Annotated in this window: 19 protein-coding genes and 1 pseudogene; 9 read left to right on the forward strand and 11 right to left on the reverse strand. The window is 63.9% G+C overall.

The window, feature by feature from the left end:
- Positions 1-200: 200 nt before the first annotated feature.
- Together dusA and AC5JJ6_RS17155 are read right to left on the reverse strand one after the other, a co-directional pair.
- A complete protein-coding gene (gene dusA, locus AC5JJ6_RS17150; RefSeq protein ID WP_496043221.1) occupies positions 201-1,199 on the reverse strand; it encodes a tRNA dihydrouridine(20/20a) synthase DusA in 999 nt (332 codons plus the stop codon).
- Between the two features lie 87 nt (positions 1,200-1,286).
- Positions 1,287-1,754: a CreA family protein gene (locus AC5JJ6_RS17155; RefSeq protein ID WP_496043222.1), complete on the reverse strand. Its 468-nt coding sequence runs from the start codon at positions 1,752-1,754 to the stop codon at positions 1,287-1,289.
- A gap of 202 nt (positions 1,755-1,956) precedes the next feature.
- On the opposite strand from AC5JJ6_RS17155, the gene AC5JJ6_RS17160 reads away from it, so the two are divergent.
- Together AC5JJ6_RS17160 and AC5JJ6_RS17165 are read left to right on the forward strand one after the other, a co-directional pair.
- A complete protein-coding gene (locus tag AC5JJ6_RS17160) occupies positions 1,957-4,125 on the forward strand; it encodes an RNA degradosome polyphosphate kinase (RefSeq protein ID WP_496043223.1) in 2,169 nt (722 codons plus the stop codon).
- A 125-nt stretch (positions 4,126-4,250) separates the two neighbouring features.
- Positions 4,251-5,036, forward strand: coding sequence for a DUF3108 domain-containing protein (locus tag AC5JJ6_RS17165; RefSeq protein WP_496043224.1), 786 nt, complete (start codon positions 4,251-4,253; stop codon positions 5,034-5,036).
- Between the two features lie 11 nt (positions 5,037-5,047).
- On the opposite strand, the gene AC5JJ6_RS17170 is transcribed toward AC5JJ6_RS17165, so the two are convergent.
- Complete coding sequence (locus AC5JJ6_RS17170) at positions 5,048-5,674, reverse strand: phosphorylase family protein (RefSeq protein ID WP_496043225.1); 627 nt, start codon at positions 5,672-5,674, stop codon at positions 5,048-5,050.
- A gap of 199 nt (positions 5,675-5,873) precedes the next feature.
- Here AC5JJ6_RS17170 and AC5JJ6_RS17175 point away from each other — a divergent pair, with 199 nt between their 5' ends.
- Genes AC5JJ6_RS17175 through AC5JJ6_RS17190 form a run of 4 tightly spaced genes read left to right on the forward strand, consistent with a single transcriptional unit; the run spans position 5,874 to position 10,029 of the window.
- Positions 5,874-6,884, forward strand: a complete 1,011-nt coding sequence (locus AC5JJ6_RS17175) for an ABC transporter ATP-binding protein (RefSeq protein WP_496043226.1) — start codon at positions 5,874-5,876, stop codon at positions 6,882-6,884.
- A 46-nt stretch (positions 6,885-6,930) separates the two neighbouring features.
- Positions 6,931-8,256 carry an ABC transporter substrate-binding protein gene (locus tag AC5JJ6_RS17180; protein ID WP_496043227.1) on the forward strand — a complete coding sequence of 442 codons (1,326 nt, stop codon included), beginning with the start codon at positions 6,931-6,933 and terminating at the stop codon, positions 8,254-8,256.
- Positions 8,253-9,176 (forward strand): ABC transporter permease, encoded by a 924-nt coding sequence (locus AC5JJ6_RS17185; RefSeq protein ID WP_496043228.1) that lies wholly within the window; start codon positions 8,253-8,255, stop codon positions 9,174-9,176. The genes AC5JJ6_RS17180 and AC5JJ6_RS17185 overlap by 4 nt, the downstream gene beginning before the upstream one ends.
- 4 nt (positions 9,177-9,180) lie before the next feature.
- Entirely contained in the window at positions 9,181-10,029 is an 849-nt protein-coding gene (locus AC5JJ6_RS17190; RefSeq protein WP_496043229.1) for an ABC transporter permease, read from the forward strand.
- 7 nt (positions 10,030-10,036) lie between these two features.
- On the opposite strand, the gene AC5JJ6_RS17195 is transcribed toward AC5JJ6_RS17190, so the two are convergent.
- The 5 genes from AC5JJ6_RS17195 to AC5JJ6_RS17215 all read right to left on the reverse strand — a co-directional run bounded on the left by AC5JJ6_RS17195 (position 10,037) and on the right by AC5JJ6_RS17215 (position 13,702).
- Positions 10,037-10,870: a GNAT family N-acetyltransferase gene (locus AC5JJ6_RS17195; protein ID WP_496043230.1), complete on the reverse strand. Its 834-nt coding sequence runs from the start codon at positions 10,868-10,870 to the stop codon at positions 10,037-10,039.
- A gap of 131 nt (positions 10,871-11,001) precedes the next feature.
- On the reverse strand, positions 11,002-11,607 hold the full coding sequence (locus tag AC5JJ6_RS17200) for a DUF2076 domain-containing protein (RefSeq protein ID WP_496043231.1): 606 nt from the start codon (positions 11,605-11,607) through the stop codon (positions 11,002-11,004).
- Positions 11,608-11,661: 54 nt separating this feature from the next.
- Complete coding sequence (locus tag AC5JJ6_RS17205) at positions 11,662-12,384, reverse strand: Bax inhibitor-1/YccA family protein (RefSeq protein ID WP_496043232.1); 723 nt, start codon at positions 12,382-12,384, stop codon at positions 11,662-11,664.
- Positions 12,385-12,433: 49 nt separating this feature from the next.
- Positions 12,434-13,186, reverse strand: a complete 753-nt coding sequence (locus tag AC5JJ6_RS17210) for an anti-sigma factor family protein (RefSeq protein WP_496043233.1) — start codon at positions 13,184-13,186, stop codon at positions 12,434-12,436.
- A gap of 3 nt (positions 13,187-13,189) precedes the next feature.
- Complete coding sequence (locus AC5JJ6_RS17215; protein ID WP_496043234.1) at positions 13,190-13,702, reverse strand: sigma-70 family RNA polymerase sigma factor; 513 nt, start codon at positions 13,700-13,702, stop codon at positions 13,190-13,192.
- A gap of 146 nt (positions 13,703-13,848) precedes the next feature.
- On the opposite strand from AC5JJ6_RS17215, the gene AC5JJ6_RS17220 reads away from it, so the two are divergent.
- Positions 13,849-14,175, forward strand: a complete 327-nt coding sequence (locus tag AC5JJ6_RS17220) for a hypothetical protein (RefSeq protein WP_496043235.1) — start codon at positions 13,849-13,851, stop codon at positions 14,173-14,175.
- 175 nt (positions 14,176-14,350) lie between these two features.
- Here AC5JJ6_RS17220 and AC5JJ6_RS17225 read toward each other — a convergent pair whose 3' ends face one another.
- From AC5JJ6_RS17225 to AC5JJ6_RS17235, 3 genes are all read right to left on the reverse strand, one after another.
- Entirely contained in the window at positions 14,351-14,752 is a 402-nt protein-coding gene (locus AC5JJ6_RS17225; protein ID WP_496043236.1) for a DUF1127 domain-containing protein, read from the reverse strand.
- A gap of 110 nt (positions 14,753-14,862) precedes the next feature.
- Complete coding sequence (locus tag AC5JJ6_RS17230) at positions 14,863-15,087, reverse strand: hypothetical protein (RefSeq protein ID WP_496043237.1); 225 nt, start codon at positions 15,085-15,087, stop codon at positions 14,863-14,865.
- 96 nt (positions 15,088-15,183) lie between these two features.
- Entirely contained in the window at positions 15,184-15,435 is a 252-nt protein-coding gene (locus AC5JJ6_RS17235) for a DUF1127 domain-containing protein (RefSeq protein WP_496043238.1), read from the reverse strand.
- 410 nt (positions 15,436-15,845) lie between these two features.
- On the opposite strand from AC5JJ6_RS17235, the gene AC5JJ6_RS17240 reads away from it, so the two are divergent.
- The gene (locus tag AC5JJ6_RS17240; protein ID WP_496043239.1) at positions 15,846-16,382 is read left to right on the forward strand and encodes a glycine cleavage system transcriptional repressor; all 537 of its coding nucleotides are present in this window, start codon (positions 15,846-15,848) and stop codon (positions 16,380-16,382) included.
- A 31-nt stretch (positions 16,383-16,413) separates the two neighbouring features.
- Positions 16,414-16,600 (forward strand): annotated as a pseudogene (locus AC5JJ6_RS17245) (hypothetical protein); the annotation flags it as partial.

Here is a 16,600-nt window from a genome sequence, read left to right on the forward strand (position 1 = left end):
GGAGGAAAAACAATTCACACACTACGGAAACCAACGTTGCGGCACCGCCTACGATCTGCGGCCCCGTGTACGTTACCAAATTCAGACACTCTTATTTCCGATAGGTGAACGGCGGGCCATTTCGGTCTTTGTGGGGCGGTTGTCAAGAGCGAAACGACGAATTCTGTACAACATGGGCCTGTTCCTTTTGTCGCGGGTGCTCATTCCGCTGCTTGTGAAAAGACCGCGACCGGCTCGATCCGGGCCAGCGCCGCCTCGACAACTTCAGGCCCCGCGCCGGTTTTGTGAGCATTCTCGCTCAAATGCCTGCGCCATGCCCGACCGCCGCGTTGTCCCTGGAACAATCCTGTCATGTGTCGGGTGATGGCGTTCAGAGGTGTGCCTTCAACCCTCCGCTCCTCAATGTAAGGCAGCATCCTGCGGGCCACTTCATGGCGATCGATTGCCGATTCGCCGGCCCCGTAGAAACGTCTGTCGGCGTCCGCCAGGACCCACGGATTCTTGTACGCCGCCCGCCCAAGCATGACGCCGTCCACCACCTCCAGATGCTCGGAAACCTGATCCAGGGTCGTGATGCCGCCGTTGATGGTGATATCCAGATCCGGGTTCTCCTGCTTCAGACGGTGGACCAGATCGTAGCGGAGCGGCGGGATATCGCGGTTCTCGGCCGGGCTCAGTCCCTTCAGCCAGGCCTTGCGGGCATGCACGACGAACCGGGTGCAGCCGGCTTCGCGGACGCGGCCGACGAAATGCTCCAGCGTCGTCCATTCCTCCATCTCGTCGATGGCGATGCGGGATTTGACCGTGACCGGGATCGAGACGGCGGCGCGCATGGACGAGACCAGTTCGGCGACCAGCTCCGGTTCGGCCATCAGGCAGGCGCCGAACCGGCCGGACTGCACGCGGTCGCTGGGGCAGCCGACGTTCAGGTTGACCTCGTCATAGCCGGCCGCTTCCGCCATCCGGGCACACTCCGCCAGATCGGCGGGATCGCTGCCGCCGAGTTGCAGGGCTATGGGATGCTCGTCCGGATGGAAGGCCAGCAGGCGGTCGCGCGGGCCGTGGAGCATGGCCCCCGTCGTGACCATCTCGGTATAAAGCAGCGCATGCCGGCTGATCCGGCGCAGGAAGAACCGGCAGTGCCGGTCGGTCCAGTCCATCATGGGGGCGACCGAAATCGGATGGGTCGGCGACGTCACGATCCACTCTCTATATATGGATATATGGTCTTCGGAAACATGGGCATCGGCACCATATGGTGCGGAGAAGCCTGGAACAGAAGCGTCCTATTGACGCCACGGCATGATCGGCACCGACGACACCGCGTTCATCGGCGAACCATCGACCATCTTCGTGCTGTAGCTCAGATAGACCAGGGTGTTGCGCTTGCGGTCGAACATCCGCACGACACGCGTCTCCTTGAACAGGATCGAGGTGTCCGCCGTGAAGACCTCTTCGTTGTCCTTCAGCTTGTCGGGCAGCGTGATCGGTCCGACCTGCCGGCAGGCGATCGAGAAGCGCGACGGGTCCTCCGCAAGTCCGAGGCTGCCCGACACGCCGCCCGTCCGTGCCTGGCTCAGATGGCACGCGACGCCGGGTATCTTGGGATCGTCGAAGGCCTCGACGCAGACGCGGTGGTTGGCGCCGAGCATTTTCCAGGCCGTCGTGACGCACCCGACATCTTCCGCCCTGACGGGCGCCGAATATGCGACGGCCAGCGCGATGCCCGCAATGAGAAGTCCCGCTTTCAACATGTTCATGCTCCGACGACTTGCCTTACCCGTTTTCTGGCATTTTGGGCACACTGACGCGCATTTCCCGTACTTAAGTCAAGCATCCGCCGGGGCGATATGACACAGGAAGCGGTTCGTCAAATAATGTTAACAAAAGTTCCATGTTGCAGCCTTGAATGTTGCGGCATGTTGCGCCGCTAAGCGCCGAAAGGGAGGGGACCGGATGAGCACGACCGCCGAAGCCACGAAGCAGACGGGCAAGACGAAGCAGGCTGCGGAGGAACAGGACAAAAAGGTTCCCGCATCTCTCGATCATGCACCCGACCGTTTCATCAACCGTGAAATCTCATGGCTCGCGTTCAACGACCGGGTCCTGGGCGAAGCCAACAACGTCAAGCACCCGCTGCTCGAACGCCTCCGCTTCCTGTCGATCTCCGCCAGCAACCTGGACGAGTTCATCATGGTGCGGGTCGCCGCCCTGAAGGCCCAGGTACGCGCGGGCGTCAAGACCGTCACGCCCGACAACCTGCTGCCCGAACAGCAGCTTTCCCTGATCAATCAGGCGATCACGAGGCTGAACGAGGCGCAGCAGCGCTGTTTCCAGAACCTGCGGAGCGAACTGCGGGAGGCCGGCATCACGGTTGTCGATCCGGCGGAACTGTCCAAGGAGGACCGCGCCTGGGCGGAAGTCCGCTTCCTGCGCGAGATATTCCCGGTCCTCACTCCCATCGCGGTGGATCCGGCACATCCCTTCCCCTTCATCGCGAACCGGGGCGTGGCGCTGGTCCTGCAATTGAGCGATCCGGAAAAATCCGAACCGCTCGACGCGATGATCCCGCTGCCGAACCAGCTCGACCGTTTCATCCGGATGCCGGGCGCCGAGGCCCGGTTCATCCAGCTCGAACATCTCGTGCTGATGTTCCTGGACCGCATCTTCCCCAAGCCCCTGAAGCTGACGGCGCACGGGCTGTTCCGCGTCCTGCGCGATAGCGAGATCGATATCGACGAGGAGTCCGAAGACCTCGTCCGCACGTTCGAAACGGCGCTGAAGCGCCGCCGCCGGGGCGTCGTCATCAGTCTGGCGGTCGAATCCGACATGTCCCAGGACCTGCGGGAGTTCCTGGTGTCGGAACTGCGCGTCTCGACCGAGGAGATGTTCGTCCAGGACGGGCTGATCGCACTAGGCGAGGTACGCCAGCTCATCCTGAACGAGCGGACCGACCTGCTCTTTCCGCCCTTCACCGCCCGCTTCCCGGAGCGCATCCGCGACTTCGGCGGCAACTGCTTCGCCGCGATCCGGCACAAGGACATCGTCGTCCACCATCCGTACGAGAGCTTCGACGTGGTGGTGCAGTTCCTGCTCCAGGCGGCGCGCGACCCGGCCGTGGTCGCGATCAAGCAGACGCTCTACCGGACCAGCAAGAACTCCCCCATCGTCGCAGCCTTGATCGAGGCGGCCGAAGCCGGCAAATCGGTGACGGCCATGGTCGAGCTGAAGGCCCGCTTCGACGAGGAAGCCAACATCCAGTGGGCACGCGACCTGGAGCGGGCCGGCGTCCACGTCGTCTACGGCTTCGTCGATCTGAAGACGCATGCCAAGGTGTCGCTCGTCATGCGGCGTGAAGCGGACGGGCTGCACAGCTATGTCCACTTCGGCACCGGCAACTATCACCCGATCACCGCGAAGGTCTACACCGACCTCTCGTTCTTCACCTGCGATCCTGCGCTCTGCCTGGATGCGTCGGTCATGTTCAACTACATGACCGGATACGCCAAGCCGCAGCACCTGGAAAAGCTCGCCATCGCTCCCCTGATGATCCGTCCCAAGATCGTCCAGTTGATCGACCGGGAGATCGAACACGCCCGCGCCGGCCGTATGGGCGCCATCTGGGTCAAGCTGAACTCCCTGGTCGACCCCGACATCATCGACAAGCTGTACGAGGCGTCGCAGGCCGGTGTCCAGATCGACCTGATCATCCGGGGCATCTGCTGCCTGCGCCCGGGCGTGAAGGGCCTTTCGGAGAACATCCGGGTCAAGAGCATCGTCGGCCGTTTCCTGGAGCATAGCCGCATCCTGTGCGTCGGCGACGGCAATGGCCTGCCCTCCCCCAAGGCCAAGGTCTTCATCTCCTCCGCCGACTGGATGCCGCGCAACCTGGACCGCCGCATCGAGACGCTGGTGCCGATCGAGAACCCGACGGTCCACGAGCAGATCGTGGAGCAGATCATGGGCACCAACCTGCGCGATACGGCGCAAAGCTGGATCATGGGACCCGACGGGTCCTTTACCCGCATGGAAGAGGACCCCGAGGCTCCCAACGCCCACACCTATTTCATGAGAAATCCCAGCCTGTCGGGGCGTGGCAGCGCCCGGAGCAGCGGCAAGCACTGACGGCGGCAGCGTCGAAGGACCTGGTTTGCGGCCCGATCCAATACAGGCTGCCACCGTATTGCCATGCCGATTGTTGAGACTGCGGACGATCCTCCATCCGCAGTCTCAATGGTCCGGCAGCAGCAATGTCTTCCCTTCGACTGATCACGACAGCCATAGCCCTCCTCATCGTGTCGCCCGTTCAGGCCCAAGCCATGAAACTGGGCTACGATATCTATGCGGGCGGGCTGTTCCTCGTCAGCGGGGAGATGAAGCTGGACCTTGAGGGCGGCCGCTACGCCGCCGGGGTCGTGGCGAAAGGCGGCCGTCTGGTCGATCTCCTGTCCCGCTGGTCTTATACGGCCTCGGCGGGAGGACGGCTCGAGAACGGAGTCCATGTCGCTCCGGAGGAGTTCAGATCCTTCCGCAGCCAGCGCAAACGGAAGCGTGCGCTCAACATGGACTACGACAAGGCCGGCAACGTTTCGGTAATGGCGGAGCCGCCGCAGTCGGAACTCTCCGCCAACGCCGTGGCGCCGGAGTTCCGGCCCGGAACGCTCGATCCGGTCAGCGCCATGGTCGGCGTCATCGCAACCGGCGGCACGTCCGGTTGCGCCGGCACCTTCCCGGTATTCGACGGCCGCCGCCGCTACGACGTGATCGTGACGTCGAATGGGACCGACACGCTTCAGGAATCTTCACGCAACATGCATTCGGGCGCCGCCGAAAAATGCACGATCCTCCTTCGTCCGGTCGCCGGCTTCGAGCGCGACCAGGACGAGGAAGACTTCTTCCGCTACGGCGTTGACCGGACAGCGACCGCATGGTTCGCGAAGCCGCTTGCGGGAGAGCCGCCGGTGCCGGTCCGCATCCAGGTCGACCTGGAATGGGTCAGCGTCGTGATGAACCTCGTTTCGGCAACGGACACCTGACGGGCAGCCGATCAGGAAGCGACGGCGTGCCGGAGCGCCGCAAGGGCATGGCGGGTATCCAGCGCAACCCGTATCAGCGCCGGGATCTGGCCGGGAGACCCGAACACGCTGCGCAGGACTGCCGCGATATCGACCTGCCCGTCCGGCTTCAGGCCGACAAGCGCCGCCGGAGGCAGATCGCGTTCCGCCGGATCGCCGATCGCCCGGATGACGGCCAGCGCCACTCCGGCGGCCGCACAGAGCCGCGCCACCTCGGCACTTTCCAGATCGACCGCAACGGCGCCCGTTCTCTTGTATAGCGCCTGCTTGTCGACGGATCGGGATACGATCGCTCCAGCACCATAGACCGGTGCCCTGACCGCTTCCGGCTCTCCGCGTGCGCCGAGGGTCAGGGCGAGGGCCGGATAGCGGCAGCCGTCCGCCGCGACGACCTCCGTCGCGACCACGAGCCTTCCCGGCTTCAGGCCGGGCGCCAGACCGCCGGCAATGCCGAAGCTGATCAGCCCGCCGGCCCCTGCAGCCAGCAACTCCGCCGCGCCTCCCAGTGTCGCGACCGCATACCCGGCGTCGCGCGCAATACGCGCCTCGGCTTCCATTCCCACGACCATGCCCGGCCGCTCGATTTCACCGATAGGCATACAACCATTCCTCTTCTGCATATACTTTGTGCAAAATGATAGCTTTGCATAAACGTTGCGCATCAAGAAGCTAGGCGTCCTCCTGCCCGACCGCGATACACCTTTATGGCAGCGCCGGCCACTCGTTGGCATTCAAATTGCTGACGTAGCGGACGAGAGAAAAAAGGCTCTTACAGGCAAGAACACGGAGACAATGCAGATGGCCGGACCGGCTGATATCGAACTCGCTGCGGTTACCAAACTATATGGGAGCACGACCGCCGTAGATTCGATCGACCTCAAGATCCCGGCCGGGACTTATTGCTGCCTCCTGGGGCCGAGCGGCTGCGGCAAGACTTCCACCCTGCGCATGATCGCCGGCCATGAGACCGTTTCGGACGGCGACATCCTGCTGGGCGACACGCATATCAACGATTTGCCGCCGGCGCGGCGCGGCACCGCCATGATGTTCCAGAGCTACGCGCTGTTCCCGCACCTCAACTGCGTCGACAACGTCGCCTTCAGCCTGAAGCTGAAGGGCGTCGCCAAGCCGGAACGGCGGGCGAAGGCGATGGAGCTGCTCCGGCTGGTCCAGATGGACAAATATGCGGAGCGTCTGCCGGCGCAGCTTTCCGGCGGGCAGCAGCAGCGCGTTGCCCTTGCCCGCGCGCTGATCACCGATCCCAGCGCCCTGCTGCTGGACGAGCCGCTGTCGGCGCTCGATCCCTTCCTGCGGGTCAAGATGCGGGAAGAACTCAAGCGCCTCCAGCGGCGGCTCGGCATCAGCTTCATCCACGTGACCCACGGTCAGGAGGAAGCGATGGCGCTGGCCGATCTGGTCGTCGTCATGAACAACGGCCGGATCGCCCAGGCCGGCACCCCGCGCGAAGTCTTCAACCACCCGCGCGACGCCTTCGTGGCCCGCTTCATCGGCGGCCACAACGTCCTTTCCCGGTCGATCGGAGGGGTCGAGAAGCAGTTCGCGGTCCGGACCGACCGCATCCGCATCCTGCCGCCGAATTCCGCGACCAACGGCGTGAACAGCCTCGCCGGGCAAGTGCGCCTGGTCGAGTACCAGGGACCGATGGTGCATCTGCGGCTGGCATCGCCCGGCGTGGACGAGTTCACCGTCGCAGTGACCGAGCAGGCCTACTTCGCGGCGCCATTCGGCGAGGGCGACACCGTCACCGCCGCGTGGAACGACGACGACATGCATCCCCTCGCCGCCTGACCGGCAGGGCAAAAGCTTACAAACAAGAACAAGTGAGGCTTCAAAGATGAGCAGCGATACGAACAACCCGCCCAAGAATCCGGCAAAGACGACTACTACCGGCATCAGCCGCCGCCAGGCGCTGAAGGGCACCGCGGCCGCAGCCGCCGGTGTCGCCATCGGCAGCGGCGCGATCACCGGCTTCCCGACGATCTGGGCGCAGAACATCAAGAACGTGACGCTGCGCCAGTTCGGTACCGGCGTGTCGAACCTCAACGCGGTGGCGGACAAGGTCAAGGAAGACCTCGGCTTCACCCTTCAGATGACGGCGCTGGACAGCGACGCGGTTTCCCAGCGCGCGGTCACCCAGCCCAAGTCCTACGACATCGCCGATATCGAATACTGGATCTGCAAGAAGGTCTTCCCGGCCGGTGTCATGCAGCCGATGGACGTGTCGAAGATCAAGAACTTCGACAAGATCGTCCCGCTGTTCGTTTCCGGCAAGCTGACCCCTGACTCGGTTATCGCCCAGGGCACGGCGCCGCACACCGTCGGCTTCGTCGAGGGCAAGGATTCGGTCAAGTTCGCCAAGTCCCAGACCCAGTGGATGACGCTGATCCCGACCATCTACAACGCCGACACGCTGGGCATCCGCCCCGATCTCGTCGGCCGTCCGATCACCCAGTGGAAGGACCTGCTCGACCCCGCCTTCAAGGGCAAGGCGTCGATCCTCAACATCCCGTCGATCGGCATCATGGATGCCGCCATGGTCGCCGAATCCATGGGCGAAGTGAAGTACGGCGACAAGGGCAACATGACCAAGGCGGAGATCGACAAGACCATCGCCATCATGATCGAGGCCAAGAAGGCCGGCCAGTTCCGCGCCTTCTGGAAGACCTTCGACGAGAGCGTCAACCTGATGGCGTCCGGCGAAGTCGTGATCCAGTCGATGTGGTCGCCCGCCGTGGCAGCCGTTCGCGGCAAGGGCATACCGTGCGTCTATCAGCCGCTCAAGGAAGGCTACCGCGCCTGGGGCGGCGGCCTCGGCATCGCCAAGCACGTCAGCGGCCTGGAGCTGGAAGCGGCCTACGAATACATCAACTGGTACCTGTCCGGCTGGGTCGGCGCCTATCTCAACCGCCAGGGCTACTACAGCGCCGTGCTGGACACCGCCAAGCAGCACATGAGCCCGGAGGAATGGGCCTTCTGGATGGAAGGCAAGCCGGCGGCCGTCGACATCGTCAGCCCCGAGGGCAAGGTGATGGAGAAGGCCGGCGCGATCCGCGACGGCGGCTCCTTCTACGACCGCATGGGCAAGGTCGCCTGCTGGAACGCCGTGATGGACGAGGACCGCTACATGGTCCGCAAGTGGAACGAGTTCGTCGCGGCATGACGGCACGCACCACAACGATCGTTACGGAACGCCGGGAGGGTACACCCTCCCGGCGGTTCGATTGGGGCCGCGTGACCGACGCCCTGGCGCCGTACCTCCAGGTCGCGCCGCTCACGCTGACCTTCGCCGTGTTCCTGCTGGTGCCGATCGTGACCATCGTCGTGGTCAGTTTCTGGGACTATGATTCCATCCGGGTCATCCCCGACTTCATCCTGCTCAATTACGAAGAGCTGCTGACGTCGTCGGTCACGTGGCGGATCTACCTGAACACTTTGAAGTACGCGGCGCTGACCTGGGCGCTGACGCTCGGTATCGGGTTCACCGTTGCCTATTTCGTAGCCTTCCACGTCAAGTCGCTGACGTGGCAGATCACGCTGTTCATGATCTGCACGATCCCGTTCTGGACCTCCAACATCATCCGCATGATCTCGTGGATTCCGTTCCTCGGGCGCAACGGCATCCTCAACTCGACCCTGATCTCCATGGGCGTGATCGACGAGCCGCTGGAATTCCTGCTGTTCTCGGACTTCTCGGTCGTATTGGCCTTCGTTCACCTCTACGTCCTGTTCATGGTCGTGCCGATCTTCAACTCGATGATGCGGATCGACCGGTCGCTGATCGAGGCGGCGGTGGATGCCGGAGCATCCGGCTGGCAGGTCCTGACCAACGTGATCATTCCCCTGAGCAAGCCGGGAATCGCCATCGGGTCCATCTTCGTCGTGACGCTGGTCATGGGCGACTTCATCACCGTCCGTCTGATGAGCGGCGGCCAGAGCGCTTCGGTCGGCCTGATGATGGCGAACGAGATCTCGCTGCTTCAGTATCCGGCTGCGGCGGCCAACGCGGTCGTGCTGCTCGGCGTCGTGCTGATCATGGTGGCGCTGATGCTGCGCATCGTCGATATCCGCAAGGAACTGTGAAACCATGGCGAAACACGTGAGGAGACGCGAGCCGCGCTCCCTCAGCTTCTATCTGCTGGCGGCTTTCTTCGGGCTGTTCGTGCTGTTCCTCTACGGCCCGATCGCGACCATCGTCATCCTGTCGTTCCAGGGACCGAACGGCGGCCTGACCTTCCCGATGAACGGAGTCTCGACCCACTGGTTCCACAACCTGTTCCAGCAGCAGGCGGTCGGCGACTTCGGCGGCGCCTTGACCCGGTCGCTCAGCTTGGGCGTCATCGTCATGGTGGTGACGGTGGTGTTCGCGGTGTCGGCCGGGCTGGCGTTCCGCCGGCGCTTCTTCGGGTCGGGCGTGATCTTCTACATCGCGGTCGCCAGCCTGATCGTGCCGTCGATCCTGGTCAGCCTCGGCATCGGCCTGATGTTCAACATCATGGAGTGGGAACCCAACTGGTACAGCTCCGGCCTGGGCGCTCACCTGACATGGACGCTGCCCTTCGGACTGCTGATCATGTTCGCGGTGTTCAACCGCTTCAACCGCGCCTACGAGGAAGCGGCGCGCGACCTGGGCGCCACGCCGTGGCAGACGATCCGCTTCGTGGTGCTGCCGATCATCGCCCCCAGCGTCATCGGCATCGCCCTGTTCGGCTTCACGCTGTCCTACGACGAATTCGCCCGGACGCTGATGACGGCAGGCAGCTTCAACACGCTGCCGCTGGAAATCTACGGCATGACCACCAACGTCACGACGCCGGTGCTGTACGCGCTCGGCACCCTGACCACCGCGATCTCCTTCGTGGTGATCCTGGCAGCGCTTGGCGGGGTGCTGTTCATGCAGCGCCGCCGCGCACGGCACGGATCGGATGCGGCGTGAGGGCTGGTCAGCCCAGCTCGAACGTCGTGATGCCGTGAACTCGGGCAAGGTCGATATCGGGCGCCGGGCCGGCATACATGCGGGCAGTTTCGAATATCTGGGACAAGCCCGCGCGTTCCGCCATGCGAATGGCTGATTTGTTCGGCTCCGGTACGTCGAGGATGACCGGCCCGTCCGTCGGCAGGCGCGCGCAGACGCCCAGGAACAGGGTTTCCGCGATTTCTTCGTCATCGGCGAACAACGGACCGACCTTCCAGCCTTCCAGGCAGGGTCGGGCGACCGCATAGCCCTTCATGTCCTCCGCCGCCAGCGCGATCACGCCCGGCATGCCGATCCAGGCCGACAGGAACGCCGCTCGCGGCGCGCCGAACAAGGGGAGGTCGTAGGCAAGCAGCCGGTCGAATGGGACGTCCGACAGACTCAGCAGCCCAGCCCCGTGCTGCTCCACTCCGGGAGCCGGCCCCTGGAACCGGACGTTCCGGTGGGCAAGCTCGAAGCCCGATTTGCGGTAATTTTCCTGCTGCGCCACAACCCCGTCCAGCCCGACCGTGCGCCCGCTCAAGAAATCCATGCCGGCCTTCCAGAGCTCCATGCCGAGTCCGCGCCCCCTGTATTCCGGCCGGACGATGTAGAGGCCGAGGAAGCCGAAGCTGTCGCCGTAGCGTACGACGGAGATCGCCGCCGCCGGTTCGCCGTCGTCGGCCTCGGCTATCAGATAGCCCATAGGATCGGCCGCATGAAACGGGATGGCGTCGCAGCGGCCTGGGTTCCAGCCCTCCTGGGCCGCCCAGCCCAGCACCGTGCCAAGCTCCGCCCGGCTCATGGTCCTGATCGTCGTCATCGTATCGCTCCCGTCCCGGTCGTCTGTCCCTTCCACGGAACATAGCGCCAAAACGGTCCGGGGGCGCGGACCTTGCGTCCTCGCCCCCGGTTTACCTTTTCGCCTTCAGCTGATCGCTGTGAGCGAGGGGATCAGAACTCCTCGTCACCACCGAAGAAATCGCCACCCTCATCGACGGGCAACTCCTCCGGAAGCTGCTCCTCCACGGCGCCGGCGGCGTCGGCCGCCATCGCCTCGCCGCCCGAGAACATGCTGCCGAGCGCGCTGCCGATCAGCATGCCGCCCGCGACGCCCATGGCCGTCTGCATCGCGCCGGCCATGAAGCCGCCGCCCTGACGCTGCTGGTACTGCGGATTGGCATACTGCGCCACGCGCGGGTCGCCGACCTGCTGCTGGCCGCCCTGGTTGCCCCAAGGCGAGTTGGACGGCGGAGGCGCCGGCTGGCGCTGCTGGGTACCGCCGCCGAACAGGCTGCCGAACAGTCCGCCGCCGCCCGACGATGCGGCGGGACGGCTGCGAAGCTGCTCCTCAAGCTGCTGGATGCGGGCCTGGGACTGCGCCAGCGCCTGCTCCTGAATGACGATGGCCTGGGCCATCAAATAGGGCGCCGCCGGCTGACGGGCGACCTGCTCGCGGATGAAACCCTCGGCCTGCGCGTCGCGGGGACCCGACTGGGCCTCCGCCTGACGCAGTTTGCCGAAAAGCTCGTCGATGATCTGGCGCTCGTTCTGGTCCATTGTCTTCTCTCTGTGCAAGACGTGTTGAAGGGGCCGGCAGTGTTGTCCCTGCCGTTACTCCTCGCGCTGTCCTGTAAGCTGGAGCAGCATCTGGAAGAGGTTGATGAAGTTGAGATAGAGGCTGAGCGCGCCCATGACGGCCATCTTGGTCATGGTGTCATGGCCGAAGTGCTCGGCGTAGGATTCCTTGATGTTCTGGGTGTCGTAGGCGGTCAGGCCGGTGAAGACGACGACGCCGATCACCGAGATCGCGAACTGAAGCGCGCTGGAGCCTACGAAGATGTTGACGATGCTGGCGATCACGATGCCGATCAGGCCCATGATCAGGAACGAGCCCATCTTCGACAGGTCCGTCTTGGTCGTGTAGCCCCACAGGCTGGTGGCGGCGAACATGGCGGAGGTGATGAAGAACACCCGCGCGACGCTGGCACCGGTGAAGACCAGGAAGATCGACGCCATCGACACGCCCATCACGGCGCAGAAGGCGAAGAACGTCATCTGGAGCGCCGATGTGGACATCTGCTCGAAGCGCCAGGACAGCACGAAGATGAACGCCAGCGGCGCCAGCATCACCACCCACTTCAGCGGCGTGGTGAAGATCGGCACGTAGAGCGCCGGCGTGCTGGCGACCAGGAAGGCGATGATGCCGGTGACCGCAAGGCCGACCATCATGTAGTTGTAGACACGGAGCATATGCTTCCGCAGGCCCTCGTCGAAGGCCGCGCTGTCCACGGCCCGCCCGAAGGCGCCGGACCGGTTGGGGTACTGGTTGAACATGGTTGCTCCCTCAACTCCGTTATCGATAACAGGTTGGATGCGATGTTGATTACCGGCTGAGCCTGGAGGCCAGCGATAACAGTTCCTTCTGATCGGCAGTGCCGCTCAGGACATAGGCGACCCAGCCGGACTGCCAGTACGCAACGTTGACGTCCCTGACTGCCTCGGCTTGGGGCGGTTCGATGTTGAAGCTGTCGGTTTCGACCGCGAACAGCGTCAGCAACTCCTCGTCCGGACCGTGGATCAGCATCTGCACGGCGTTTCCCCGCTCAGACGGGACCGGATGGGAACCCGCCGGCGCGAAGGATGCCGGCAGATGCGGCAGCGGGATCGATGCGCCGGCGGCGCCGGCCTGCACCGGCTTCAACGCAGCCGTCCCGTCATGCCGCGCATCGACCAGGACGGTCCGATGGGCCGCCACCGCTTCGTCGGCGTAGACCGGCAGGATATGCGCGGCGGATGCCGGATCGGCGCCGAGTCCACCGAACATGGCATGGGCGAACCAGCCGGCTCCGACCAGGATCGATGCCGCGATGGCGCGACGGTTCCGGTGCAGGGAAGAGTGGAATGCCAGCCGCCGTCCAAGGCGCTCCGCAGGAAGTTCGAGCCGGTGGTTCGGCATGGCCGAAGCCGCCTCGGTCAAGCCAAGGCGCAGTTCGTCGCGTCGCCGCAAGTCGTCCATGACCTGCGCCGCCAGGATGGGGTGACGCGACAGGTGGTCCTCTACGGCTATGCGACGCTCCGGATCGAGCTGGTCGTCCACATAGGCCATCAGGTCGAGTTCGGAAATCGGTTCAGACATGGCTCACCTCACCAGACGCAGGTCTGGTTTCCGGGAAGAGTCCCGCTCGGTCCCCTGCTCCGTCCGCAAGGCTTCGCGCGCGCGGGCAAGACGCGACATCACGGTTCCGACGGGCAGATCCAGCATCTCGGCAGCATCCTTGTAGCTGAAGGCTTCGACGGCGATCAGCAGCATCACTTCGCGCTGCTCTTCCGGCAGCCGCATCAGGGACGCGATCGTCTCGTTGAAATGCACGCTCTGGAACTGGCTTGCGGGTGTGCTGTCGCTGGAGATCGACGTGATCTCCGCCGCCACCGACTTCTCCAGCACGCTGCGCCGGCGGCCCGAGAGATGGGTGTTGTGCATGATGCCGAACAGCCATTTCCGAAGGTCGCGCCTCGGGTCCCACGACCCGGCGCTCTCGATGGCACGCGCCAGGGTTTCCTGGACGAGATCGTCCGACTGGTCGGCATCGCGGGTCAGCGCAAGGGCGTAACGGCGAAGCGGCAGGATATGATCTTTAAGGAGCGGGTGCATCTCTATCGTCTCGTTGCGCACATATTCGCGCGAGCCGGCGATTTAGTCCGGGCGATCGACGATAAAAATGAAAAAAATTCCGCGGGCCGGAAACAGGTAGGATCTAAGGCTTTGAATCTGCCGCTGCACACACCAGATTGCCCCGGATGACACACATCGACGACCGCAGGCTCGACCGACGCTTCGAGCGCCTGGAGAAGCAGTTGCCTGCGAAAGCCGCGCGTGCACTGCGCTGGCTCCGCGACCCCGGTTCCACCTGGATTCGAATCCCCACGGGCATCCTGCTGATAATCGGCGGTCTGCTCAGCTTCCTTCCGGTGCTGGGCATCTGGATGCTGCCACTGGGACTTCTGTTGCTGGCTCAGGACGTGCCGTTCCTGAAACGGCCGACCAGCAGGGCGATGATCCGGCTGGAACGCCGCTGGGTCGAATGGCGCCGCCGCCGCGCTTTGGCAAAAGCCTCCCGTCAATAACGTCCTCGTTCCGGACACGGCAAAGGGAGCGCGGACCGGCAGGCCGCACTCCCTTTCAAGGCAGATGCCGGTCTTCGCGGCGTGTCGCCGCGTCAGCCCAGCAGCATGCCGATGTTCATCATGACGAGACCGAAGACGGCGCGCAGCAGCAACGCCGTTTCAAGGGGTGAGGCCGTCATGCGGCGGCCTCGTTCTCGATGAGACGGCGGCGCAGGAATTTGATGCGGCCATTGCGGTAGGCTTCGACATCGCCCCGGCTGACGCCGATATCCGCCAGTTCCTCGTCGCTCATCGCCAGCAGCTTGCCGGTGTCGTCATGACGGACCAGCGCTTGGTCGCAGTGGTTGCGGGCAACCTTGGCGATGCTGTCGCGGTCGATGCCGATGTCGCTCAGCGAGCGGTCGCTCAGCCGGTTCAGCTCTTCGCGGGTCTGGTAGAGAGTCCAATACTGGCGCAGGTACACCGGCAGCTTTTGGAAAGCGCTCAGCACCCGTGCGACCGGAGAGGCGGCCTTGTAACCGCTGAAGCCGGAGATGGTCGGCTGGATCAGTTCGTTCGTGTTCGTAAAGGCAGTCATCAGTTCGCTCCCAAAACTATGCGGGCAGCGCTCCACTCCCTGATTCGATCTTGGCGTGGTCTTGTGGACTCTTGGTCGCCGAAATTTTCCTTGCCAAAACGGCTGCCGGCTTAGCGGCGGCTGCCGTTCCGCGCTGCCCAGGCGGTGTTGCCGAGGGTGACGTCGATCTCCTGGCGCTCGCGCTCGCTCATGGCATCCCATTCGGCGCGGAGTCGGCGAGTTTCGAGATGACTCTCGATGCGGCTGCACAGGTTGGCAAAGGTATTCTGCAGGTTCATGCCGAATGCATGAAACACGTGGTTAACAGTCGGGCTGATCGTATTCATCTTCTGCATAGTGCCGTTCCTTCGTTTCGATGAGGACGGCGCTTCGCTCCCTATTGGAGGTTCTGGCTACTCGATATCCTGGTGATGACTTCGGCGGCGGAAGTCTTAGTGACTTCCGCTCAGCATGCCGAAACCACCCTGCTGGCTGGTCTGCGCGCCGCGGCCGAGATTGCGGTTGGCGGGGACGGCCTGGGGATAGCTTGCTTCGGCCTGGCCATAGGCGACGCGGACGATGTCGCCGCGATACAGGCCCATGTCGCGCAGTTCCGCGTCGGACATGTTGGACAGTTCGTTGAAGGTCGAGCGGAACTCACGGTACTGGTTCCAGATCTGACCGATTTGCTTGAGGATGTTCATCGTGCTTTCTCCGACGTATCTGCCGCCGGCGGAATAAGAGGCTCCGCGTCAGCGAGGAAGTTGATTGTCACCGCGTCTCGGCGATGTCTGTTCCCCCCACTGGATGGCTCTTGGCCGGCCTCGTGATTAGAAAGGTAGGTGTCCTGTCGTCTCCCTGCCAACGCATATGCTGCATAGCAGCAATGAGACGGGGGAAGGCCCGTATTTCCCTTTGTTAATCGGAAGTTAACCAGTTTCCTGTTCATGTTGCGGCGCGATAAACCGGAGTTTCCGGGAACAAGTTCAGAGCGCCCCGGATGGGTTCCCATGCGCATCATCTGGGCATCGGCCGAGTTACCCGGTTTGACGGAAGCGCCGGTGCAAGTATAGGGTCTCGGCTGGTGAAGATCCTTTCGCACCTGGAGCCCCAAATGCCTGCCGCAGCACCATCCGTCGCCCTGGTTTCGATCCTCGCCGCCGACCGTGTCGGACTCGTCTCGGCCATCGCGGGCCGCCTTTACGATCTCGGCATAAACCTGCGCGACACGACGTTCGCCGCGATGGGCCAGGGCGCCGAATTCTCCGCCGTCTGCGAGTTGCCGCCGGACCTCGATCTGGCCGAGCTGGAACGCGACCTCAGCGGCCTGCCCGAGCTGGAGGATGCCCGCGTCGAGGTTTCGGACTACGAGTTCGAGGCTGCTCCCGGTCCGGAAACGCTGATCACGCACCGGATCGAAGTCAGCGGCGGCGACCAGCTCGGCCTGATCGCGAGACTTGCCGAAGTCTTTCGGGAGTACGGCGCCAACATCGTCCGGCTGGAGGCGCAGAAGACCGCAGGTCCCGGCGGCGACCGCTACGTCACCCGCTTCGCCGTGTCCATTCCCCCTGCCCGCGCGGAAATTTGCCTGTCGGCGGTTGCCAACACCGCCGGCAGCCTCAGACTCGTTTGCAGTGTGGAAGAGGTCTGACGGGGCCTCGGCAATGGGGACTGGTTGAGGAATGGCAGGAACAGCGCGCAGAACCGATCCGGAGCTTTGGGAGACCGTCAAGGCGGAGGTGACCGCCGGGGAGAAGGGCGGTCACGCCGGCCAGTGGTCGGCCCGCAAGGCCCAGTTCGCCGTGCAGGAATACAAGCGGCGCGGCGGCGGTTATGAGGGCGGCAAGAAGAAGGACAACAGCCTGAAGC

Source organism: Skermanella sp. (assembly GCF_059503625.1).

Coding starts and splice junctions, on each gene's coding strand:
- AC5JJ6_RS17210 (WP_496043233.1), bottom strand. CDS start 13,186: ATGTCTGAACCGATTTCCGAACTCGACCTGATGGCCTATGTGGACGAC.
- AC5JJ6_RS17220 (WP_496043235.1), top strand. CDS start 13,849: ATGACACACATCGACGACCGCAGGCTCGACCGACGCTTCGAGCGCCTG.
- AC5JJ6_RS17180 (WP_496043227.1), top strand. CDS start 6,931: ATGAGCAGCGATACGAACAACCCGCCCAAGAATCCGGCAAAGACGACT.
- AC5JJ6_RS17205 (WP_496043232.1), bottom strand. CDS start 12,384: ATGTTCAACCAGTACCCCAACCGGTCCGGCGCCTTCGGGCGGGCCGTG.
- AC5JJ6_RS17200 (WP_496043231.1), bottom strand. CDS start 11,607: ATGGACCAGAACGAGCGCCAGATCATCGACGAGCTTTTCGGCAAACTG.
- AC5JJ6_RS17235 (WP_496043238.1), bottom strand. CDS start 15,435: ATGAACATCCTCAAGCAAATCGGTCAGATCTGGAACCAGTACCGTGAG.
- AC5JJ6_RS17160 (WP_496043223.1), top strand. CDS start 1,957: ATGAGCACGACCGCCGAAGCCACGAAGCAGACGGGCAAGACGAAGCAG.
- AC5JJ6_RS17230 (WP_496043237.1), bottom strand. CDS start 15,087: ATGCAGAAGATGAATACGATCAGCCCGACTGTTAACCACGTGTTTCAT.
- AC5JJ6_RS17155 (WP_496043222.1), bottom strand. CDS start 1,754: ATGTTGAAAGCGGGACTTCTCATTGCGGGCATCGCGCTGGCCGTCGCA.
- AC5JJ6_RS17165 (WP_496043224.1), top strand. CDS start 4,251: ATGTCTTCCCTTCGACTGATCACGACAGCCATAGCCCTCCTCATCGTG.
- AC5JJ6_RS17175 (WP_496043226.1), top strand. CDS start 5,874: ATGGCCGGACCGGCTGATATCGAACTCGCTGCGGTTACCAAACTATAT.
- AC5JJ6_RS17215 (WP_496043234.1), bottom strand. CDS start 13,702: ATGCACCCGCTCCTTAAAGATCATATCCTGCCGCTTCGCCGTTACGCC.
- AC5JJ6_RS17185 (WP_496043228.1), top strand. CDS start 8,253: ATGACGGCACGCACCACAACGATCGTTACGGAACGCCGGGAGGGTACA.
- AC5JJ6_RS17195 (WP_496043230.1), bottom strand. CDS start 10,870: ATGACGACGATCAGGACCATGAGCCGGGCGGAGCTTGGCACGGTGCTG.
- AC5JJ6_RS17170 (WP_496043225.1), bottom strand. CDS start 5,674: ATGCCTATCGGTGAAATCGAGCGGCCGGGCATGGTCGTGGGAATGGAA.
- AC5JJ6_RS17190 (WP_496043229.1), top strand. CDS start 9,181: ATGGCGAAACACGTGAGGAGACGCGAGCCGCGCTCCCTCAGCTTCTAT.
- AC5JJ6_RS17225 (WP_496043236.1), bottom strand. CDS start 14,752: ATGACTGCCTTTACGAACACGAACGAACTGATCCAGCCGACCATCTCC.
- AC5JJ6_RS17240 (WP_496043239.1), top strand. CDS start 15,846: ATGCCTGCCGCAGCACCATCCGTCGCCCTGGTTTCGATCCTCGCCGCC.